This window comes from Streptosporangium sp. NPDC000563 (assembly GCF_040299985.1).
In the GTDB taxonomy this organism is placed as follows: domain Bacteria; phylum Actinomycetota; class Actinomycetes; order Streptosporangiales; family Streptosporangiaceae; genus Streptosporangium.
Genome location: NZ_JBEPDA010000031.1, coordinates 49,427 through 68,424 on the forward strand (window position 1 = coordinate 49,427; position 18,998 = coordinate 68,424).

Here is an 18,998-nt window from a genome sequence, read left to right on the forward strand (position 1 = left end):
GCCGATCCAGGGGAGGTGTCCGGGTCGGGCACACCCTCGACGCCGACCCGAACCGGCCGTAGCCCTGCAGCCCCTGGCCGATGCCGCCTGAACAGCCCACGACGAGGGCCCTTACCGCCGGATCTCGCGGACCTGCTCCTCGCGGGCCGAAAACAGGACGCGCCGGGCCCGGCGGGCGCGGTAGCGTGTGCGCCGGGCACCGTCCAGGCACGGTGGCGAACACACCGAAGGCGGCCAGGACCGCCGATGACGACGTTCTCGGGGGAGGACCGGGTGAGACTCCAGGGGCAGGTGCTCATCTTCGACGCCGACGACACGCTGTGGGAGAACAACGTGCTGTTCGAGCGCGTCGTGGAGGACTTCCTCGACTGGCTGGCGCACCCGACCCTGGAGCGCGCCCAGATCCGCGCCGTCCTCGACGACATCCAGGCGGCCAACGCCGTCACCCACGGCTATGGCAGCACGATGTTCCTGCGCAGTCTCGGCGAGTGCTTCGAGCGGCTGCGCGAGCGCCCGGCGACCGCGGCCGAGCGCCGCCACATCGACGAGCTGGCCCTGGCCCTCCTGCAGCGCCGGGTGGAGCTGGTCGCGGGCGTCACCGAGACGCTCACCGCGCTCGGCGAGCGCCACGAGCTGCTCCTGCTCACCAAGGGCGACCTGGAGGAGCAGCGGCGCAAACTGGAGGCCTCACAGCTGGCCCACCACTTTCGCGACGTGCACATCGTGGCCGAAAAAGACGTCGCCGTCTATCGGTGGCTGGCCCGCGAGCACGCCCTGGCGCCCGCGACGACCTGGATGATCGGCAACTCCCCGAAGTCGGACATCCTTCCCGCCCGGCAGGCGGGCCTGAACGCCGTCTTCATCCCCAACGACCACACCTGGGCGCTGGAGCACGACGAGCTGGACCCCGGTGACGAGCGGGTGCTGCGGCTGGAGCGGTTCTCCGAACTGCTGGAGCACTTCTGAGACCCGCCGGGGCCTGCCGGGACGGTCGGCCGGCCGGCCTACAGCAGGGTGAGCTGGGCCTGCCGGGGCAACGCCAGCGGCAGCGGCTGCTCAGGCCGGGTCGGCCCCATCCCGTAGCGGGCGGCCAGCTGCAGGATCTGGCCGGTCAGGCGGCGCACATAGCCGGGTTCGGCGTCGGCGCCGCGGCCGTACAGCTCGGCATAGCGGGGCTCAAGCGCAGGATGGTGCTCTCGAAGCCAGGCCAGATACCACTCACGCGCCCCGGGGGGCAGGCGCAGCACCTGCGGGACGCAGCTGACGGCCCCGGCGTCGGCGATACGGCGCACGGTGGCCGAAAGCTGGTCGGGGGAGTCGGTCAGCAGCGGCAGGATCGGCGCCATCGCCACCCCGCACGCCACCCCGCGCTCGTTCAGCTCCGCCACCAACTCCAGGCGTTTTTGCGCGCCGACGGCACCGGGCTCCACCGTGCGGCGGATCCGGTCGTCGACGAACGCGATCGAGACCACCACCCCGGCCCCCGGTGTGGCGGCCAGCAGGTCGGCGTCGCGCAGGATCAACCGGCTCTTGGTGTGCACGGTGAACGGCGCCCCGGCCTCACGCAACGCGGTGACCAGGCCCGGCATCAGCCGGTAGACCTCCTCCACCTGCTGGTAGCAGTCGCCTGCCATCCCCACGGTGATGTGCTCGCCGTCCCAGCGTGACCTCAGCTCCGCACGCAACCGGCGCACGATGTTGGTGCGCACCACGATCCGCGCGTCGAAGTCGCCTTCGGCGTCCAGCCCCAGGTAGCGGTGCCCCCGGCGCGCCGAGCAGTAACGGCACGCCTGCGCGCACCCCCGATACGGACTGACCGCCCAGCCCTCGGGCGTGGTGTCCAGCGCGGTGCGCGCCTGCACCTCGTAACAGGTCAGGGCCCCGTGAACCCTGGTCAGCGCGGAACGCTCGATCCGCGGCCTGGCGTCGGGCGGCGCGGCGAGCAGGGGAGGCGCGTCCCATCGCATACGGCTCAGTGGAACACGCTTTCGACGCCGCTCGCAAGCCGGGCAGGTCGTGGCGCCGGACGGTCCTGCCCACGGGGGGCGCACCCTCTGCGATCAGCGAAAAATGGTATGTTTAGCCCGATTTACGGGGGAGTGGTGACAATGGCGTAGCTAATCCTGGCCGGGGCGATCATCGCCGAGATCGTGGCGACCACCGCCCTCAAACTGAGCGACGGATTCACCCACAAAGGTTGGTCGGTCCTCGTCGTCGCCGGCTACACCGCCGCCTTCCTCCTGCTGGCCCAGGCGCTCAAGCTCCAGATGGAGGTCGGCACCGCCTACGCCGTCTGGGCCGGAGCCGGCACCGCCGCCATCGCCGCCATCGGCGTCCTCTTCCTCGGCGAGACGATCAACCTCGCCAAGGTCGCCGGAATCGCCCTGATCATCGGCGGCGTCGTGGTCCTCAACCTGGCCGCAAGCCCCCACTGACCCCCGCGCACCACCCCCACCCCCCGCGAATATTGACTCGCCCCCGCCTCGGCGGCTGTCCTACCCTGACCGGATGCTGAAGCCCGCCCTGCCCATCCGGACCGACCGCCTCACCCTGCGCGCCTACACCCCCGCCGACCTCGACGCCCTGCACGCCATCCACCGCCTGCCGCAGGTCACCCGCTACCTGTACTGGGAACCACGCGACCGCGACCAGACCCGCCAGGCACTGGAAAAGAAGATCAGCGAGACGGCGCTGCTGGAAGAAGGACAATCCCTCACCCTGGCGGTGGAACTGACCGCCACCGGCGAACTCCTCGGCGACGCCCTGCTCATCTGGCACAGCCACTCACAACGCGCCGGCGAGATCGGCTACGTCCTGCACCCCGACCACCACGGCAAGGGCTACGCCACCGAGGCCGCCCGGGTCATGCTCGAACTCGGCTTCGAACACCTGAACCTGCACCGCATCGTCGGACGCCTCGACGCCCGCAACGAGGCCTCGGCCCGGGTGCTGGAGAAACTCGGCATGCGCCGCGAGGCCCACTTCCTCGACAACGAGATCGTCAAAGGCGAATGGACCAGCGAGATCGTCTACGCCATCCTGCGCCGCGAGTGGCACCCCCAGCGCTGACACCGCCCGCCCCCGGTTGAACGACCGGTTGAACGACGGCGACGCACACGGCACCATGTCTGCGGTGACCATCCTGCATCTCGCCCTGGCCTCCGACTGGGAGGCCGCCCGCCAGGCGGGGGAGTACCGCGTCTCCACCCTCGGCCGCACCCTCGACGACGTCGGCTTCATCCACGCCTGCGCCGGCCACGAACAGCTACTCGGCGTCGCGGAACGCTTCTACCGCGACGTCACCGACCCCCTCGTGCTGCTCAGCGTCGACCCCACCGGACTCGACGTCCGCATGGAGGTCCCCGACGACACCCCCGAGGCCTTCCCGCACATCTACGGCCCCCTCCCGCTCAGCGCGGTGACCTCCGTCCTGCCCTACACCCCGCCCGGCCCCGGCCCCGGCCAGTAGGGTCCCTGCATGACCGACGTATCCGGACCGACGATCCGCACCCTCGACTCCATGGTCGTCTACACCAACCCGTGGATCAGCGTGCGCGAGGACCGTATCGAACGCCCCGACGGCTCCCACGGCATCTACGGCGTCGTGGACATCCCCGACTTCGCCCTCATCGTCCCCATGGAGAACGACGGCTTCCACCTCGTGGAGGAATACCGCTACCCGGTCAGACGACGCACCTGGAACTTCCCCCAGGGCGGAGTCAAGGACAGCCCCTCGCCCCTGGTCACCGCCCACACCGAACTCACCCAGGAAACCGGCCTGCGAGCCACCTCGATGACCCATCTGGGACGCCTGGACAACGCCCACGGCACCTCAGGCCAAAACTACGACATCTTCCTCGCCACGGGCCTGACCGCCGGCGCCCACGAGCGCGAGCACACCGAACAGGACATGCGCCAGACCTGGGTTCCCCGCACCGAACTGGAACAGATGATCGTGAACGGCGCCATCACCGACAGCAACTCGATCGCCGCCTACGCCATGCTCCTGCTGCGCGGCCTGGCCCGACAGACCTGACCCGACACCTGACAGGGCACCTGACAGGGCACTCCCGCACCTTCGGCGCCCTCAAGGCCGCCATCACCGTCAAATCCGGTGATCTCACCCCACACACGCGGACCTCGCGGCGGTACGCTCACCCCATGTCGAACCTGATCGTCATCCTCCTCCTGACGGCGGTCATCGTGGCGGCGCTCATCGCCCTGATCGTCTTCGCGGTACGAGCCGCACAGCGCCCCAGAAACGCCCTGGTCGGCGGGGGAGTAGGCCCCGAGCTCATCGAACGGCTCCTGGAACTCAAGGCGGCCGGCCAGTTCGACCAGGCCGTCTTCCTGGTACGCGGCGAAACCGGCATGAGCCACCGCACCGCCGCCCGCTTCGTCAGGAGACTCAAACCCGCACCCCCGCCCTGACCCCCACCACCCGCCAGGCACAGGAACCGGCCCACCAGTGCCGGCGGCGCGCCCCGCGAGGACCGTCACCCGACGCTTTCGGCCACCCAGTTCCGTACGGCCCGGACGTACCCGGCCGGCTTGTCGCCGACCTTGACACCGGGACTGACCAGCCAGCCCTGGTAACCGGGCGTGAACATCTGGTAGACCGACGAGGGCGGCACGGCACTCGCCTCCTCCAGCCGGGCCCGCAGTTCGGCCGGCAGCTCGAAATCCAGAGCGGTCATGGTGGCGTCGAGCTGGTCGGCGCCGCTCGCCCCGACGATCGCCGAGGCGACCCCGGGCTGGGTGGCGACCCAGTTGACCGCGACCTGCGCCATCGTCACCCCGAGCGTGGCGGCGACCTCCTCCAGCACCGCCACAAGCCGCCAATCCCGCTCCGTCCACGAGCGGCCCTGCGAGCCCGCGCCACCCAACCGCCCCCGCCCGCTCAGCCCCCGGTCGCCGTGGCGGTACTTGCCGGTCAGGAAACCCCCGCCGAGCGGGCTCCACGCGGTGATGCCGAGCCCCAGAGCACCCCCCATCGGGACGTGCTCCGTCTCGATCGCCCGGTCCAGGAGGGAGTAGGGCAGCTGCAGGCCCACCACCGGCACCAGGGAGTGGGCCTCGGCGTAGGTCTGGGCCCGCGCCGCGTACCAGCTCGGCACATCGGACAGACCCGCGTAGCGGATCTTCCCGGCCCTGGTGAGGTCGTCGAAGGTCCGCATGACCTCCTCGACGGGAGTGATCCGATCCCAGGTGTGCAGCATGAACAGATCGATGTAGTCGGTGCGCAGGCGGCGCAGCGACGCCTCGACCGCCCTGATCATGTGCTTGCGGCCGTTGCCCCCCGCGTTCGGGTCCCCAGGATCGACACTGTTGGTGAACTTGGTGGTGAGCACCATCTTGTCGCGCACCTTGGCCTCGGCGACGAGAGCGCCGAGGATGGCCTCGCTCTCCCCGGCGGTGTAGAAGTCCGCGGTGTCGACGAAGTTGCCGCCCGCCTCAAGGTAGCGGCGGAAGATGAGACGGGCCTCATCCTCGCTCTTGCCGTACGCGGCGTGGAAACCGCCGGTGCCGAAGTTCATCGTGCCCAGAGCCAGCCGGCTGACGCGCAACCCCGAGCGCCCGAGCAGATAGTAGTGATCCAGCGACATCAGGACGACACTCCGTTCGAAAGAGAATCCGGGCAGAGCCGGCCCTTGACGGCTCCTCAAAGCGGCAGGGGCCCACCCGCCTGCCCGGCGGGGACGACAGGCCACACGTGTTCCGAACCGCGCGGCCCGCTCAGCATGCACGCAAAAAAATGGACTTCCAAGTCCAAAAAACGGGGGCACGCACACCCCGCCCGACCCCGACGCCACAGCCGGGCGGCCACCCGGATCGCCGCCGCGCGACGAAAGACGGATCCGCCGGAGCGCGGAACCGGTTGCCACCCCCGGCGGCGCCGGGCCGCGAACCCTCTACACCGGCGGGATCGCGCCGGCCCGAAGATAGGCGATCCCCATGTCCAGGGCCGCCTCCAGATGCGTGGTCCGACCGGTGGACATCTGGATCACCACCCCGCCCTGGATGCCGGCGAGCAGGGCGGCCGCCGCCCGGTCGGGATCCAGGCCCGGATCGATCTCACCGGCACCCTGCATGTACCGCACACCGGTGGCGATCTCGGCCTGCCAGCGGCTCATCAACTCCCCGACCACGGCCTGGGCGCCGGGGGTACTCCCGCCCAGCTGCGACACGACGGAGTTGAGCGGGCACAGGCGTCCCTGCCTGCGATAGCGGGCGACGACCGTGTCACGCCAGCGCCCCCAGGCCGGCCAAGAGGTGAGGTCACCGAGCTGGGGCCGCTGGTCCTCCAGCACGCGATCGGCCTCGAAACGGGCCACGGCCAGCAGCAACTCCTCCCGCCCGCCCGGAAAGTAGTGAAACAGCTGGCTTTTGCTCGTCGCCGTCCTGGCCAGGATGTCGTCAAGGGTGGTACCCACCACGCCGTACTCACGAATGCAGGCGGCCGCGCCCTCGAGAATGCGCTGCCGCGTCGCGGCCCCCTTACGGGTCAGCGAACGCATGACACCCCCAGATCAGACTTCCCGCCCACTGTAGTGCGGGCGCCCCGGCGACATATCCCGACGCACTGGCAATGATGATCATGACATGCCTGCTCGTCTACGCCGACCTGGTCAACCCGCTCACCCTGACGAACCGACAGACCGGTTCGCACGCAAGAACACCGGCAGGACTCTCGCCCCGCCACCCTCGACGGGGAGTACCGCCAGGGTGCCGCAGACAGGGCCCGTACCCGACGACGCCAGGACACAAGGCCGTCCGCCGAGCCCCGAACGCAGCCTCGCCGCCGACGACCGCCTTTCGCATACCACCAAATAGCACCAATAAACGCCCCAATTTATTATAGATCAATATAAATTTGGATAAATCGGGAAGACCTATGTGCCGATATTGAGAAGATGTATGCCAACATCAAGACGGGTCGAAAAAAAGCGAATTAAGGAAGAGATGGTCAATGGTGGCCGCCGAAGACAACACCGCCACCGCCGGTGAGTGCTTCACGGCCACCGTCGGCGGCATCGGAGAACACCTGCTGCAACAGCACTCACACCAGGCGTTCCCCCAACCCCTCCCCAGCACGAAACCTCCCGCCCCGGACACCGCAGCCGCCACGACCGACAGATGGCTGCTCGCCGTAAGCGAACCAGGCATCGGCCGACTCGCCCTGCGGGCACGCGAACGACTCAACCTGCTGTGCGACGCCGGCTCCCACATCGGCACCTCACTGAGCGTGACCCGGACCGCCGAAGAACTCACCGAAATCGCCGTCCCCCGGTTCGCCGACCACGCCGGCGTCGATCTGTACGACTGCGTGCTACGCGGACACGACCCCACCGGCCTCGACGAGGGACTACGCCGGGTCGCCCTCACGGGTATCGGCGAAAACTCCTGCCTGCACCCGGTCAACGCACTCATCCAACTGCTCGCATCCACACCCCAGGCCCGCAGCGTGGCCACCGGACAACCGGTACTCGAACCCGACCTGCCCACCAACCTCGGCTGGATGGCACAAGACCCGGAACGCTGCCGGAAAGCCTGCGAACACGGCATCCACTCCCTCGTCGCGGTGCCGATACGAGCCCGCGACATCACCCTGGGAGTGGTCAGCTTCTACCGCTGCACGACCAGGGAAACCTTCGAGGAAGACGACCTCACACTGGCCGAAGACCTGGTCAACCGCACAGCGCTGTGCGTGGACAACGCCCGCCTCTACACCCGCGAGCGCATGATCTCCACAGAACTGAAGCAGACCACCGAGTCACTGCGAGACACACTCGACCGCCAACGACGCTTCACCGCCGACGCCTCCCACGAACTACGCACCCCCCTCGCAGGACTACGGGCCCAACTAGAAGAAGCCCGGCTCCACCCCGGCCAGACCGACCTCACCGACCTGCTCAACCACACACTGAACGACGTGGACCGACTGCAGGCCATCATCACCGACCTGCTCTCGCTGGCCCGGACCGGAACGACCCCCCTCACCGCCCTGGAGCCCGTCGACCTGACCGAACTCGTCGAAGCCGAAGTCACACACCGGATCGGCGACCATCACCCGACCCGGCTCGACCTCACCCCCGACGTGCTGGCCAACGCCGTCCCCATCCAAATCCGCCGGATGCTGAACAACCTGCTCGACAACGCCCAACGGCACGCCACCCACCACGTCACAGTAGAGGTACGCCGCGTCGGCGACGACGCCGGCCACATCGCCGAACTCAGCGTCACCGACGACGGCCCCGGAGTCCCCCCGGCCGAACACGAACACATCTTCCAGCCCTTCACACGACTCGACAGCGCCCGCAGCCGCGACCACGGCGGCACCGGACTCGGCCTGGCCATCGCCCGCGCCATCGCCCGCGACCACCACGGCACCCTCCACGTCGAGGACGCCCGCCCGAACGGAGCGCGCTTCACCTTCCGCCTCCCAGCCACCATCTCGTGAAACGACCGGCTCCCCGACCCGCCCGAAAAGCACACAGAACAGCCGGCCACAAAAACGGCGACAATTCACCGGACCAACAGGAAAACCCGAGCACAAAGGATTTTTTTATCGTGAGGACATCGTGGGCGTGAGCCGAACGGCGAGTGTCCCGAACACCCAGCGACAACCCGCCGACAAGATCATGGAGCGCCTCCTGGACGGAACACTCACAGAGAACGAGATACGCGCTCCGATCTTGAATTCGTGGCGACGCTGTCAAGCCACCGGACTACCCCCCGGCGGCTTCCAAACACGCCTGCTCGACGACCTGGACTACGACGGCCCCCTGATACGCGCGGCCCGCCCCGTACTCGACCGACTGCGAACAACCATCGCCGGCACCTCATCAGGCGTCTTCCTGAGCGACTCCTCCGGAGTACTGTTCCTCCGCGCCCTGGGCGACACCTCAATGCGAGCGGCAGCCGACGCCAACGGCGTCATCCCGGGCTTCAGCTACGCCGAGTCCGACATAGGCACCAACGCCGTCGGCTCCACACTGCTGGAACGGCGAACCTGCCAGGTCTCAGGCAACGAGCACCTGTGGGAAAAATTCCACAAATTCGCCGCCGTCGGAACACCGATACTCAACCCCCTCAGCGGACGCGTGGAAGGAGTCATGTGCATCGCCGCCCTCGTCGAGCGGGCGAACGCGCAGATGACGGCCGTGGCCCAGCGATCAGCCCACGACATCGAGCAACGACTGCTCGAATTCAGCTCCGAACGCGAACGTGCCCTGCTGAAAAGATTCCTCAGCGCGGCACAGGAAAGCGGCACCACACACACCGCGTCGGGATCCATACCCTCAGACCTGTGCCATCGCGACCGGATCACCCTGGAAGACATCGCCGTGAGACTGGTGGCGCAAGGCAGGGAAGCCACGGTGGACATCGCCCTCTCCGACGGCCGGACCGCCACCGTCGCCGCACAACCGGTGACCTATTCCACCGACCTGACCGGCATCGCCGTGCAAGCGTGGCTCTCAGGGGGAACCCCGCGGACACCGCCGAAAATCGGCTGAGCTGAGCCGCCTCCGGCACCCGCCGCGGCCCTGCCCGCACCCCCGAAGCGGGGGAGTGGCGGCATCCAGAACGATCGGCAGCGCCAACCTGTCCGTATTCATCCACCGCAGCGAATGTCTTCGCTGGACGACACAGGGGAGAGGCTGCCTGGACATCGAGACACCGATTTCGTGGACGCCGGTCACCGCCATCGAACGGCCGAAGAAAAACGTCCAACAGAACAGGGCAAATGCGACAAATCGCCCACCAGGCGGATCGCCCGAGACAACCATGACCACAAAGCGGGCCGGCCGGGACACGGCCCCGTCGCATCCGCCAGGCGACCACCGAGCAGGACACTCCCGGCGGGACGACCCCGGACGGCGCGCATCGACGGACCCTGCCACCCCTTGATCGTTTTGGGTGATCCAGCAGGTTGTGGATCTTGCTCAGTGAAACGATCAAGAGCGGGGTGATCATGCACGGAGAGAGACTCCAGGCGCCGTGACGTACCCGGAAGGGAAGCCGCTTCGATTCTTCGCCCTCCGGCGCGACGGGGAGCGCCCGGCCGGCAAAACCCGCACCACACACCAAGCAGGCCCTACCGAAACACAAAATCTATACCATACAGAATTCAGCTTCTGTACGGTATAGAGCCAATAGTACAAGCATGTCACCCTTCGTCCTATTCGGCTTCGGGTTACTTCAAGCATCCCGTGTGACTCCGGGTGCATCTCGCGTGATCCGTACAGCGAAGATCGCCTTGCGGAGAAGTCGCTTAGCCGATTCGTGTGATCAATGACCGCCAAGCCGCCTGTGGGTGCGGTTGAGCCTGGCGTCTCACTTGACCCGCTAGATGATCACGATCTTCTCGAGCGACTCGCCCGCCGAGCGGCTTGTCGCATTCAACCTCTTTTGTCGGGCTCTTTCGTCAACTGATGGCAGCAGCTGTCATCGTCCACGAAATCGGCGCCCGGATGACCTCTCCCCTGTTTTCCGTCAGGGCAGAGGGCCGGCGGCGGCCATGACGCCACGCACCGCCTGGCCGATGCGCTCGGCGGCCTGGTCGGGGTCGGGCCGGCCGCCGTCCAGCCAGGCGAGGACCGCTTCCAGGGTGAGGGTGGGGATGAGGCCGGCGGCCCAGTCGAGCCATGGTCCCGCCGGAAGGTGGCGGGCGAGGTTGCGGCGGGTGACCTCGCGGGAGGTGGCGGTGATGGAGTCGGCCAGGTCCCGGAAGTCGGGCTCGCGGGCGGCGTGGCGAAACAGCAGCCGAAAGCCGTCGGGGTCGGCGCCGGCGGCGCGCAGCAGGGCGGGGATGGAGTCGCCGTCGAAGTCGTCGGTGCCGGTCGCCTCGCTCAGCCGGGCGCGGGCCCGATCCAGTACCGCGCGGTACAGGCCGGCCTTGGAGTCGAAGTGCCGGTACAGCATGGCCCGGGTGAGCTCGGCCTCGGCGGCGAGGTCGTCGAGGCCGGTGGCGGTGTAGCCGGTGCGGGCGAAGGCGCGGGTGGCGGCGTCCAGGATCTGTTCGCGCCGTTCGGCGCGGCGCAGCCGTCGCACCGGTGGGCTCGCGGGGCCGGTGTCCTTGGTTTCCGTGGTCATCCCATCTCCACTTGTAGAAGTAAAAGTATATATGTAGCTTTGTAGACGTCAGAGTATATAAACGCAGGTCTATCTCGTGGAGGAGTCATGGACGTGCCCGTCCAGCTGCCGTACGAGCGGCCCGGCCCGATGCGGCCCGCCCCGCTGCTGCGCGAGCTGCAGGCCCGCGGCCCCGTCCACGCCATCCGCACCGCGGTCGGCGATCCCGGCTGGCAGGTGACCGGATACGAGCAGGTGCGGCGGCTCCTCGACGACGACCGTCTCGGCCGGGCCCATCGCGAGCCGGACAAGGCCTCCCGTACCGGACGGTCGGCGATGTTCGGCGGCCCGCTGGGCACCTTCGACACCGAGCAGGCCGATCACCGGCGGATGCGCTCGCTGCTGCAGCCGCACTTCTCCCCCGCGCGGATGCGTTCGCTGCGTGGTCGCGTCGAGGATCTCACCGAGCACCTGCTGGAGGAGATGGTCGCCGCAGGACCGCCCGCCGACCTGCACACCGCCCTCGCCCTGCCACTGCCCATCGCGATCATCTGCGAACTGCTCGGTGTGCCGCACGAGGACCGTGCCCGCTTTCGGGAGTGGACGCGAGCCGCCGGTGACATCACCGACCGCGCCCGCTCCGAGCGTGGCCTGAGCGAGCTGTTCGCCTACGGCCGGCACCTGGTGGCGCGCAAGCGGGCCCAGGGCGGCGAGGAGGCCGATGTGATCTCCCGGCTGGCCGCCACCGAGGGGGTCGGCGACGACGAGGCCGCCGCGCTGGGCATGTTCCTGCTGTTCGCCGGACATGAGACGACGGTCGCCGCGATCGACGAGGGAGCGTTGTGGTTGCTGGCCACCACCGGCCAGTGGCAGGCGCTGGTGGACGATCCCTCCCGCGTCGACGCCGCGGTGGAGGAGATCCTGCGCGCGCCGGGCCTGGGCGGGAGCGGCATTCCCCGCTACGCCCGCACCGATTTGGAGATCGCCGGTGTGCGGGTGCGCGAGGGCGATCTGGTGATGCTGGACACCGGGGCGGCCAATCATGACGCGTCGGTGTTCGCCGACCCCGACCGCTTCGACATCGGCCGCCCCGCTGTTCCGCACCTGACGTTCGGGCACGGCGCCCGCTACTGTGCGGGCGCGCCGCTGGCCCGCCTCGAACTGCGGGTCGTGTTCGCCCGGCTCGCCACCCGCCTGCCCACCTTGAGGCTGGGGTGCGCGGTGCGGGAGCTGACGTTCGATCCGCACGTGCTGACCGGTGGTCTGAGCACGCTGCCGGTCACCTGGTGACCGCGATGCCCGGTCCGACACCGACGGCGGCGGCAGGTCTTCGGCGGGGCGTCGGCTCCAGCGGGGCCGCTCGCGCGGCGGCACCTGTTCTCCTTTCCCCGCCGGAGCACTGCCCGCCGTCGCCATCGGTCGAGGCATCGGTCGAGGCAGGGTGCGACGGCGATGCGAGGTGGTGGCCATGAGTGCGGCCTCCGGCGAGGGCATCCCTGTTTCCGAAGGCGCCTCGCCGCTTGGGGGCAAGGAGCCGTTCGACGTCGCCGCCTATGTCCGGCGGGCCAGGGGTGGTCCCTGCTTCGTCTGCGCCGTCGTGGCGGGTGCCCCCGGCTACGACTTCGAACAGGTCGTGTTCGAAGACGAGCATCACGTCGCTTTCCTGGACCGCTATCCCACGATGGCCGGCAAGGTTCTGGTGGCGCCCAAGGCCCATGTCGAACACGTGGTCCGTGATCTCGACGAGGAGGCCTATCTGCGGCTGATGGGGACGGTTCGCCGGGTCGCCCTGGCGGTCGAGGCCGTCGTGCCCTGCGAACGCACCTACCTGCTGTCGCTGGGCAGCCGGCAGGGCAACGCCCACCTGCACTGGCACATCGCTCCCCTGCCCGAGGGAACTCCTTACGAGCAGCAGCAGTATCACGCGCTGATGACCGAGAACGGAGTGATCCCCTGGTCGGTGCGGCAGGCGCTGGAGCTGGCCGATCGTCTGCGTGCGGTCCTGGCCCCGGACGGTGCGGGGGGTTGATCTTCGGAAGGTCTGCCCGGCGGCGGGGTTCACAGGCTCATGACGCTGCTGTGGTGGTCGATGTGGTCGGCGGTGTCGTCGTCGAACCACAGGCCGCCGGTGGCGAGGTAGCGGAAGCGGTGGATTCCGGGCGGCAGGATGACCGAGACGGTACGGGTGCCGTTGCGGCGGCGGCGCATCTCGTGACGGCCGGGCTGCCAGTCGTTGAAGTCTCCGACCACGCTGACGACACCATGGGGGTGGTCGGCGGGCAGGGCGAAGGTGACGCGGGTCTTACGGCCGAACAGTTGGGTGCGTTTGAGCATGTGCGTCCTTTCCGGGGTTTTCCTGGGGTGGGGATGAGGTCAGCTTCCCGGTTGGCGGGGTGATTCGGTAGAGGGGTGTGCAGGCCGTAACACACTGTTCACGCTGGTTTCGTGTTGTTCGCGGTGTGAGTGATTCACCGAGATTGGCTGTGGATGACCTGCTGGGGGACGCGGAATCTCACCGGCGGGTTCCGGTCGAGGTCTCCCCTGTCATGACCCTGCGAGGGATGGGAGAGCGGGCGCGGGGCGGTAAAGCCATTACGTCAACACAGATCAGTCGAATCCGGTAAAAACATCTTCAGGATTACCGTGAGGCCGGGTAACGGGGCTTTTCTCGCGAGTCCGGCGGCGGGCGGGTGTTCGTCTACCGTGGGGAATGAACATGATCGGTAAGGTGGCGGCGGGTCACTCCCCCGCGGCCACGGCCGGCTGTGGCGTCGGAACGGGCGCCGGTAGCCGGTGGCGGCACGGTGGGATGGGTCGGGGTGTTTCGGCGAACGGGGTTGTGGCACTGGTGGCGGGTGAGCGGCCGTTGACGACGGCCAGGATGCGGGAGGGGTGTCGCCAAGATCATGCGGCCTGCTGATCTGAATCGTCTCAGCGTGGGCGAGTCGGCCGATCGTTACGTGGAGCTGGTGCGGGCCAAGACCCTGACCGGCGCGCTGTCGGCGTCGACGGCGGAGGTGTACGCGCGCGATGTGGCCACCTTCGTGGATCTGGCGGGTGAGGAGACGGTCCTGGACGATCTGACCGGTGAGGATGTCGACGCCGTCCTGCTGGCCTTCGCCCGCAAACCCGACGGGCGACGGCGCTCACGGCCACCGGAGGCGGCGGACACCTCCTCGCCCTCCCCCGCCTCCCAGTCGGCCTCCTCTCAGGCACGGTTTCGGCGATCGATCTCGGCGTTGTTCAAGTACGCGGTGCTGGCCGGGTGGGTGCAGGTCAATCCGATGGCGACGGCGACGGTGACGGCCAAGGAGCGCGGCGGGCTGCGGCCGCAGCGGCGGGCGCTCACCCGCGAGCAGGCGCGAGGACTGATCGGCGCGGCGCGTGAGCTGGGAGGCGGGCCGCAGGCCGAAGCACCGCAGGAGGTGCCCGCGGCCAGGGCGGGGCGGGTGCGCCGGCGTGACCAGCACACCGAACTGCGTGACGGGCTGATCGTGTTGATGCTCTCGACGCTGGGGCCGCGGGTGTCGGAGCTGGTCCGGGCCAACGTGGAGGATTTCTACACCAACGACGGGGTGCGTTACTGGCGGATCTTCGGCAAGGGCGGCAAGACGAGGGATGTGCCGCTGCCCGGCGACGTCGCGCTGGTGTGGGAGGCCTATCTGCTGCACGGGCGGATGGCTTCCGCCGACAAGGCGTTGCTGCTGTCGTGGCGGGGGCGGCGGCTGGCGCGGGGCGATGTGCAGGCGGTGATCGACCGGGTGCAGCGCAGGGTGGATCCCGATCGGCGTCGTTCGGTGACCCCGCACGGGTTGCGTCACACCACGGCCACCCATCTGCTGGCCGACGCGGTGGACATGGACGCGGTGCGGCGGGTTCTGGGTCACAGTGATCTGGCGACGCTGGGGCGTTATCGCGACGAGCTGCCCGGGGAGCTGGAGGTGGCGATGCGCTCGCATCCGTTGCTGCGCGGCCCCTCGTCGAGCTGAGCGGCGGGCGGCCCGTCTCTGTTCCTGCTCAGGCCAGCAACTCCCCCACCAGCTGCCGCATGGAACGGGCGAACCTGCCGGGGTCGGCGCGGGGGGTGAGGCGGCGCACCATGTCGGCGTCGAACATGCCCAGCAGGGTGTGGGCCACGAAGCCGGCGTCCAGGTCGGGGCGGGCCTGGGTGATCAGGGTTTGCAGGTGGGTGTGCCAGCGCACGTAGGTGGGGTCGGCGTGACGGTCGGGGGCGCAGGAGCGTTCGTGGGCGGCCAGCAGGGCGAGGTTGTCGGCGGCCAGCCGGCACAGGGCGTCCAGGAAGGCGACGATGCGCTCGGCGGGCGGCGCGCCCGGTCCCAGGGGTGGTGGTCCCGACTCCAGTGCCTCGCGCAGTTGCGCGGCCCGCTCCTGCAGCAGGGCCTGCATCAGGCCGGTGCGGCTGCCGAAGCGCCGAAAGACGGTGCCCTTGCCGACCTGGGCGTGCGCGGCGACCTGGTCCAAGGAGATGTGGGCACCGCGGGCACCGTCATGGGCGCCGTCGCGGGCGCCGTCGCGGGCATCGTGGGCGGCCAGTAGTTCTTCCGCGGCGCGCAGGATGGCGCGGCGGTTGCGGGCGGCGTCGGCGCGCTCGCTCACCGCTTCCTCCTCGGTTTTCTTTGCGCAATCGGACTGTCGGTCCGTATATTAGCCCACAGCTAACCGGACCAGCGGTCCGATTGGTTCGGTGTGCTTCGGTGTGCGGGGCCTTCCGCGTGCCGTCCTTCCCGACCGGCAGGAGTCTTTGTCGTGCGCGCTCTCCTCGTCGACCCCCTCGCCCCCTGCGGCCTGCGCCTGGGGGAGGTCGCCGACCCCGAACCCGGCCCCGGCCAGGTGCTCGTGCAGGTGCATCACGCCTCCCTCAACCCCGGCGAGCTGGGCATGCTCGCCCACCTGCCCGCCGGTCACGTGGGCGGCTACGACGCCGCCGGAGTCGTCGTGCGCCCCGCCTCGGACGGCACCGGCCCCGCGGCGGGCACCCGCGTGCTGGCCTTCGGGTCCGGTGCCTGGGCCGAACTCCTTGCGGTCGGCGTCGCCGACGTCGCCCCCCTGCCCGGCGCGGCCGCCCTGGCCGAGGCCGCGGCGCTGCCCATGGCGGGCATGACGGCCCTGCGTACGCTGCGCGCCGCCGGTTCCCTGCTGGGCCGGCGGGTGCTGATCACCGGCGCCACCGGCGCCGTGGGCCGCTACGCGGTGCAACTGGCCTTTCGCTCCGGCGCCCACGTCGTCGCCTCGGTCCGCGACGGCGCCCACGAGGCCGCCCTCACCGCGCTCGGCGCCCACGAGGTCGTCGTCGGCCTGGCCGGCCTGCGCCAGGTGGGTGAGCCGTTCGACGTGGTGCTGGAGACGGTCGGCGGCCCGCACCTGGTGGCCGCCTGGTCACTGCTCGCCCCCGGCGCCACCCTGCACAGCATCGGCTGGGCGAGTGGTGAGCCGGCCGTCTTCCCCGCCGGCTCCACGTTCTTCCCCGGCCAGGCCCGCACCTTGAGCTCCTTCGGCGACGCCGCCGCCGTCGGAGCCGACCTGGGCCTGCTGGCCGCTCTGCTCGCCTCGGGCGCGCTGTCGGCGCAGGTCGGCTGGCGCGGATCCTGGGAGCGAGCCGAGGAGGCCGCACAGGTGGTCCGCGAACGAAAGGTCACCGGCAAGGTCGTCATCGACATCACCGGCGCCCACACCGACGGGCCTGAGGCGAATCCGGTGCGGGGGTGAGGAAGTGGTGAGGCGGAGGGGCGCCCGGCGCGCCCGCCGGCCCGCCCCGTCCACCTGCCCGGCGCTGCGAAGGACGAGAGGTTCAGCCGTGCTTCAGCGGGTGGCCGCCGTGGTGGCCTGCCGGTCGAACTGGGTGCGATACAGCTGCGCGTAGCGGCCGCCGGCGGCCAGCAGACCGGCGTGCGTGCCCCGCTCGACGATCCGCCCACCCTCGACCACCAAGATCAGGTCGGCGGTGCGGATCGTCGACAGCCGGTGGGCGATGACCAGCGCGGTCCGTCCGGCCAGCGCCTCGGTGAGCGCCTCGGCGACCGCGGCCTCACTGGTGGAGTCCAGGTGGGCGGTGGCCTCGTCCAGCACCACCACCCGGGGGCGGGCCAGCAGCAGCCGGGCGATGGTCAGCCGCTGGCGCTCCCCGCCCGAGAGCCGGTAGCCGCGCTCACCGACCACGGTGTCCAGCCCGTCGGGCAGCGCCGAGACCAGATCGGCCAGCCGGGCGCGCCCCAGCACCTGCCACAGCTCCTCGGTCGTGGCCTCGGGGCGGGCCAGCAGCAGGTTGGCACGGATGGAGTCGTGAAACAGGTGCCCGTCCTGGGTCACCACGCCCAGCGTCTGACGGATCGAGGCCGCCGACAACTCGCGGACATCCACCCCCGACAGTCGCACCGCGCCGCTGTCGACGTCGTACAGGCGCGCCAGCAGCTGCGCGATCGTCGACTTTCCCGCCCCCGAGGAGCCCACCAGCGCCACCATCTGCCCGGCCTCGGCGCGAAAGGACACCTCCCCCAGCACCGCCGCACCGCCGCGCCCGTCCAGGGCGGCGACCTCCTCCAGGGAGGCCAGCGACACCTTCTCGGCCGAAGGGTAGGCGAAGCCGACGCGGTCGAACTCCACCGTCACCGGCCCCTGCGGAACCGCCCGGGCGTCGGCCCTGTCGGTGATCAGCGGCCGCAGGTCCAAGATCTCGAAGACCCGCTCGAAGCTGACCAGGGCGCTCATCACCTCCACCCGCGCCCCGGCCAGCGCCGTCAGCGGCGCGTACAGGCGGGTGAGCAGCAACGCCAGCGCCACCAGCGCGCCCGGCTCCAGTTCACCGCGCAACGCGTAAAAGCCTCCCACCGCGTACACCAGGGCGAGTGCCAGCGCCGAGACCAGGGTGAGGGCGGTGACGAACACCGACTGCACCATCGCGGTGCGCACCCCGATGTCACGCACCCGCCGCGCCCGCGCCAGAAACTCGGCCGACTCCTGGGCGGGGCGGCCGAACAGCTTGACGAGGGTGGCGCCGGGGGCGGAGAAACGCCCGGTCATCTGGGTGCTCATCGCCGCGTTGTGGTCGGCGGCCTCGCGTTCCATCCGGGCCAGCCGGCTGCCCACCCGCCGGGCCGGCACGACGAACACCGGCAGCAGCACCAGTGCCAGCGCGGTCAGCTGCCAGGAGATGCCGACCATCACCACCAGGGTCAAGGTGAGCGTCACCAGATTGCCCGCCACACCCGACAAGGTGTCGCTGAAGGCGCGCTGGGCGCCGATGACGTCGTTGTTCAACCGGCTGACCAGCGCGCCGGTACGGGTGCGGGTGAAGAAGGCCACGGGCATACGCTGCACGTGGTCGAAGACGGCGCCGCGCAACCGCAGGATCAGCCCTTCACCGATACTCGCCGACATCCACCGCATCAGCAGGCCCAGCGCCGCCTCGGCCAGCGCGATCACCGCGATCACCGTGGCCAGCCCGACCACGACGCCCACCGCGGCGCCGCCGACGATCGCGTCGACGACCCGGCCGGCCAGCACCGGCGTGGCCACCGCCAGCACCGCCGACACCACACTCAGCAGCAGGAACCACGCCAGCAGGAAACGGTGAGGTCGGGCGAAGGCCGCGATCCGCCGCAGCGTGACCACCGACAACGGCCGCCGGTCCTGCTGGGCGTGCATCGTGGCGTACAGCGAATGCCAGGCCGCCATTTCCATGCTCATGGTGGGTCACCGTGCTTTCCGTGCTCGTCGGGTGAAGGACCGGCGCCCCCCGCCGCCGCCCGGCGGCGGGGGCGAAAAGCCCGGTGGGCGCCACCTCCACGACCCTAGAAGCTGAAGTTAACTTCAGGTCAAGGGTGCGGTGCCCCGGGCCACGGCGCCACGGCCCTCCCCCCGGCCCGGGCGCCGCACCTCCCCCTCTCGCACCCCTCTCGCACCCC

General features: G+C 69.8%; 19 protein-coding genes. 12 read left to right on the forward strand and 7 right to left on the reverse strand.

Annotation, left to right across the window (positions count from 1 at the left end; genetic code table 11):
- The first annotated feature begins 246 nt into the window (after positions 1 to 246).
- Entirely contained in the window at positions 247 to 966 is a 720-nt protein-coding gene (locus tag ABT352_RS37065; RefSeq protein WP_350949712.1) for an HAD family hydrolase, read from the forward strand.
- Between the two features lie 38 nt (positions 967 to 1,004).
- Here ABT352_RS37065 and ABT352_RS37070 read toward each other — a convergent pair whose 3' ends face one another.
- Complete coding sequence (locus ABT352_RS37070; protein ID WP_350949713.1) at positions 1,005 to 1,967, reverse strand: radical SAM protein; 963 nt, start codon at positions 1,965 to 1,967, stop codon at positions 1,005 to 1,007.
- 153 nt (positions 1,968 to 2,120) lie between these two features.
- On the opposite strand from ABT352_RS37070, the gene ABT352_RS37075 reads away from it, so the two are divergent.
- The 5 genes from ABT352_RS37075 (at position 2,121) to ABT352_RS37095 (ending at position 4,431) form a co-directional block, all read left to right on the forward strand.
- Positions 2,121 to 2,435, forward strand: coding sequence for a DMT family transporter (locus ABT352_RS37075; RefSeq protein ID WP_350949739.1), 315 nt, complete (start codon positions 2,121 to 2,123; stop codon positions 2,433 to 2,435).
- Between the two features lie 73 nt (positions 2,436 to 2,508).
- Positions 2,509 to 3,069 carry a GNAT family N-acetyltransferase gene (locus ABT352_RS37080; protein WP_350949714.1) on the forward strand — a complete coding sequence of 187 codons (561 nt, stop codon included), beginning with the start codon at positions 2,509 to 2,511 and terminating at the stop codon, positions 3,067 to 3,069.
- 64 nt (positions 3,070 to 3,133) lie between these two features.
- A complete protein-coding gene (locus tag ABT352_RS37085) occupies positions 3,134 to 3,469 on the forward strand; it encodes a DUF952 domain-containing protein (protein WP_389779239.1) in 336 nt (111 codons plus the stop codon).
- Between the two features lie 9 nt (positions 3,470 to 3,478).
- A complete protein-coding gene (locus tag ABT352_RS37090; protein ID WP_350949715.1) occupies positions 3,479 to 4,036 on the forward strand; it encodes an NUDIX domain-containing protein in 558 nt (185 codons plus the stop codon).
- Positions 4,037 to 4,161: 125 nt separating this feature from the next.
- Positions 4,162 to 4,431 (forward strand): hypothetical protein, encoded by a 270-nt coding sequence (locus ABT352_RS37095; protein ID WP_350949716.1) that lies wholly within the window; start codon positions 4,162 to 4,164, stop codon positions 4,429 to 4,431.
- Between the two features lie 65 nt (positions 4,432 to 4,496).
- On the opposite strand, the gene ABT352_RS37100 is transcribed toward ABT352_RS37095, so the two are convergent.
- Positions 4,497 to 5,606: an aldo/keto reductase gene (locus tag ABT352_RS37100; RefSeq protein ID WP_350949717.1), complete on the reverse strand. Its 1,110-nt coding sequence runs from the start codon at positions 5,604 to 5,606 to the stop codon at positions 4,497 to 4,499.
- Between the two features lie 306 nt (positions 5,607 to 5,912).
- Positions 5,913 to 6,518, reverse strand: a complete 606-nt coding sequence (locus ABT352_RS37105) for a TetR/AcrR family transcriptional regulator (protein ID WP_350949718.1) — start codon at positions 6,516 to 6,518, stop codon at positions 5,913 to 5,915.
- Positions 6,519 to 6,970: 452 nt separating this feature from the next.
- Between ABT352_RS37105 and ABT352_RS37110 the strand changes: the two genes are divergently transcribed.
- Complete coding sequence (locus ABT352_RS37110; protein WP_350949719.1) at positions 6,971 to 8,461, forward strand: ATP-binding protein; 1,491 nt, start codon at positions 6,971 to 6,973, stop codon at positions 8,459 to 8,461.
- Positions 8,462 to 8,588: 127 nt separating this feature from the next.
- On the forward strand, positions 8,589 to 9,518 hold the full coding sequence (locus tag ABT352_RS37115; RefSeq protein ID WP_350949720.1) for a GAF domain-containing protein: 930 nt from the start codon (positions 8,589 to 8,591) through the stop codon (positions 9,516 to 9,518).
- A gap of 979 nt (positions 9,519 to 10,497) precedes the next feature.
- Here the strand turns inward: ABT352_RS37115 and ABT352_RS37120 are convergent.
- Positions 10,498 to 11,097 (reverse strand): TetR/AcrR family transcriptional regulator, encoded by a 600-nt coding sequence (locus ABT352_RS37120; RefSeq protein WP_350949721.1) that lies wholly within the window; start codon positions 11,095 to 11,097, stop codon positions 10,498 to 10,500.
- An 87-nt stretch (positions 11,098 to 11,184) separates the two neighbouring features.
- Between ABT352_RS37120 and ABT352_RS37125 the strand changes: the two genes are divergently transcribed.
- Positions 11,185 to 12,366: a cytochrome P450 gene (locus ABT352_RS37125; protein ID WP_350949722.1), complete on the forward strand. Its 1,182-nt coding sequence runs from the start codon at positions 11,185 to 11,187 to the stop codon at positions 12,364 to 12,366.
- Positions 12,367 to 12,544: 178 nt separating this feature from the next.
- Positions 12,545 to 13,105 (forward strand): HIT family protein, encoded by a 561-nt coding sequence (locus tag ABT352_RS37130; protein ID WP_350949723.1) that lies wholly within the window; start codon positions 12,545 to 12,547, stop codon positions 13,103 to 13,105.
- A gap of 29 nt (positions 13,106 to 13,134) precedes the next feature.
- Here ABT352_RS37130 and ABT352_RS37135 read toward each other — a convergent pair whose 3' ends face one another.
- Positions 13,135 to 13,410 carry an isoamylase early set domain-containing protein gene (locus tag ABT352_RS37135; protein ID WP_350949724.1) on the reverse strand — a complete coding sequence of 92 codons (276 nt, stop codon included), beginning with the start codon at positions 13,408 to 13,410 and terminating at the stop codon, positions 13,135 to 13,137.
- 572 nt (positions 13,411 to 13,982) lie between these two features.
- Here ABT352_RS37135 and ABT352_RS37140 point away from each other — a divergent pair.
- Positions 13,983 to 15,065 (forward strand): tyrosine-type recombinase/integrase, encoded by a 1,083-nt coding sequence (locus ABT352_RS37140; protein ID WP_502992933.1) that lies wholly within the window; start codon positions 13,983 to 13,985, stop codon positions 15,063 to 15,065.
- A 28-nt stretch (positions 15,066 to 15,093) separates the two neighbouring features.
- Here ABT352_RS37140 and ABT352_RS37145 read toward each other — a convergent pair whose 3' ends face one another.
- The gene (locus tag ABT352_RS37145; RefSeq protein ID WP_350949726.1) at positions 15,094 to 15,693 is read right to left on the reverse strand and encodes a TetR/AcrR family transcriptional regulator; all 600 of its coding nucleotides are present in this window, start codon (positions 15,691 to 15,693) and stop codon (positions 15,094 to 15,096) included.
- Between the two features lie 150 nt (positions 15,694 to 15,843).
- On the opposite strand from ABT352_RS37145, the gene ABT352_RS37150 reads away from it, so the two are divergent.
- The gene (locus tag ABT352_RS37150; RefSeq protein WP_350949727.1) at positions 15,844 to 16,803 is read left to right on the forward strand and encodes a zinc-binding dehydrogenase; all 960 of its coding nucleotides are present in this window, start codon (positions 15,844 to 15,846) and stop codon (positions 16,801 to 16,803) included.
- Positions 16,804 to 16,896: 93 nt separating this feature from the next.
- Here the strand turns inward: ABT352_RS37150 and ABT352_RS37155 are convergent, their stop codons facing one another.
- Complete coding sequence (locus tag ABT352_RS37155; protein WP_350949728.1) at positions 16,897 to 18,780, reverse strand: ABC transporter ATP-binding protein; 1,884 nt, start codon at positions 18,778 to 18,780, stop codon at positions 16,897 to 16,899.
- Between the last annotated feature and the right edge of the window lie 218 nt (positions 18,781 to 18,998).

Coding starts and splice junctions, on each gene's coding strand:
- ABT352_RS37065 (WP_350949712.1), top strand. CDS start 247: ATGACGACGTTCTCGGGGGAGGACCGGGTGAGACTCCAGGGGCAGGTG.
- ABT352_RS37070 (WP_350949713.1), bottom strand. CDS start 1,967: ATGCGATGGGACGCGCCTCCCCTGCTCGCCGCGCCGCCCGACGCCAGG.
- ABT352_RS37125 (WP_350949722.1), top strand. CDS start 11,185: ATGGACGTGCCCGTCCAGCTGCCGTACGAGCGGCCCGGCCCGATGCGG.
- ABT352_RS37120 (WP_350949721.1), bottom strand. CDS start 11,097: ATGACCACGGAAACCAAGGACACCGGCCCCGCGAGCCCACCGGTGCGA.
- ABT352_RS37095 (WP_350949716.1), top strand. CDS start 4,162: ATGTCGAACCTGATCGTCATCCTCCTCCTGACGGCGGTCATCGTGGCG.
- ABT352_RS37105 (WP_350949718.1), bottom strand. CDS start 6,518: ATGCGTTCGCTGACCCGTAAGGGGGCCGCGACGCGGCAGCGCATTCTC.
- ABT352_RS37130 (WP_350949723.1), top strand. CDS start 12,545: ATGAGTGCGGCCTCCGGCGAGGGCATCCCTGTTTCCGAAGGCGCCTCG.
- ABT352_RS37110 (WP_350949719.1), top strand. CDS start 6,971: ATGGTGGCCGCCGAAGACAACACCGCCACCGCCGGTGAGTGCTTCACG.
- ABT352_RS37140 (WP_502992933.1), top strand. CDS start 13,983: ATGCGGCCTGCTGATCTGAATCGTCTCAGCGTGGGCGAGTCGGCCGAT.
- ABT352_RS37080 (WP_350949714.1), top strand. CDS start 2,509: ATGCTGAAGCCCGCCCTGCCCATCCGGACCGACCGCCTCACCCTGCGC.
- ABT352_RS37090 (WP_350949715.1), top strand. CDS start 3,479: ATGACCGACGTATCCGGACCGACGATCCGCACCCTCGACTCCATGGTC.
- ABT352_RS37155 (WP_350949728.1), bottom strand. CDS start 18,780: ATGAGCATGGAAATGGCGGCCTGGCATTCGCTGTACGCCACGATGCAC.
- ABT352_RS37135 (WP_350949724.1), bottom strand. CDS start 13,410: ATGCTCAAACGCACCCAACTGTTCGGCCGTAAGACCCGCGTCACCTTC.
- ABT352_RS37100 (WP_350949717.1), bottom strand. CDS start 5,606: ATGTCGCTGGATCACTACTATCTGCTCGGGCGCTCGGGGTTGCGCGTC.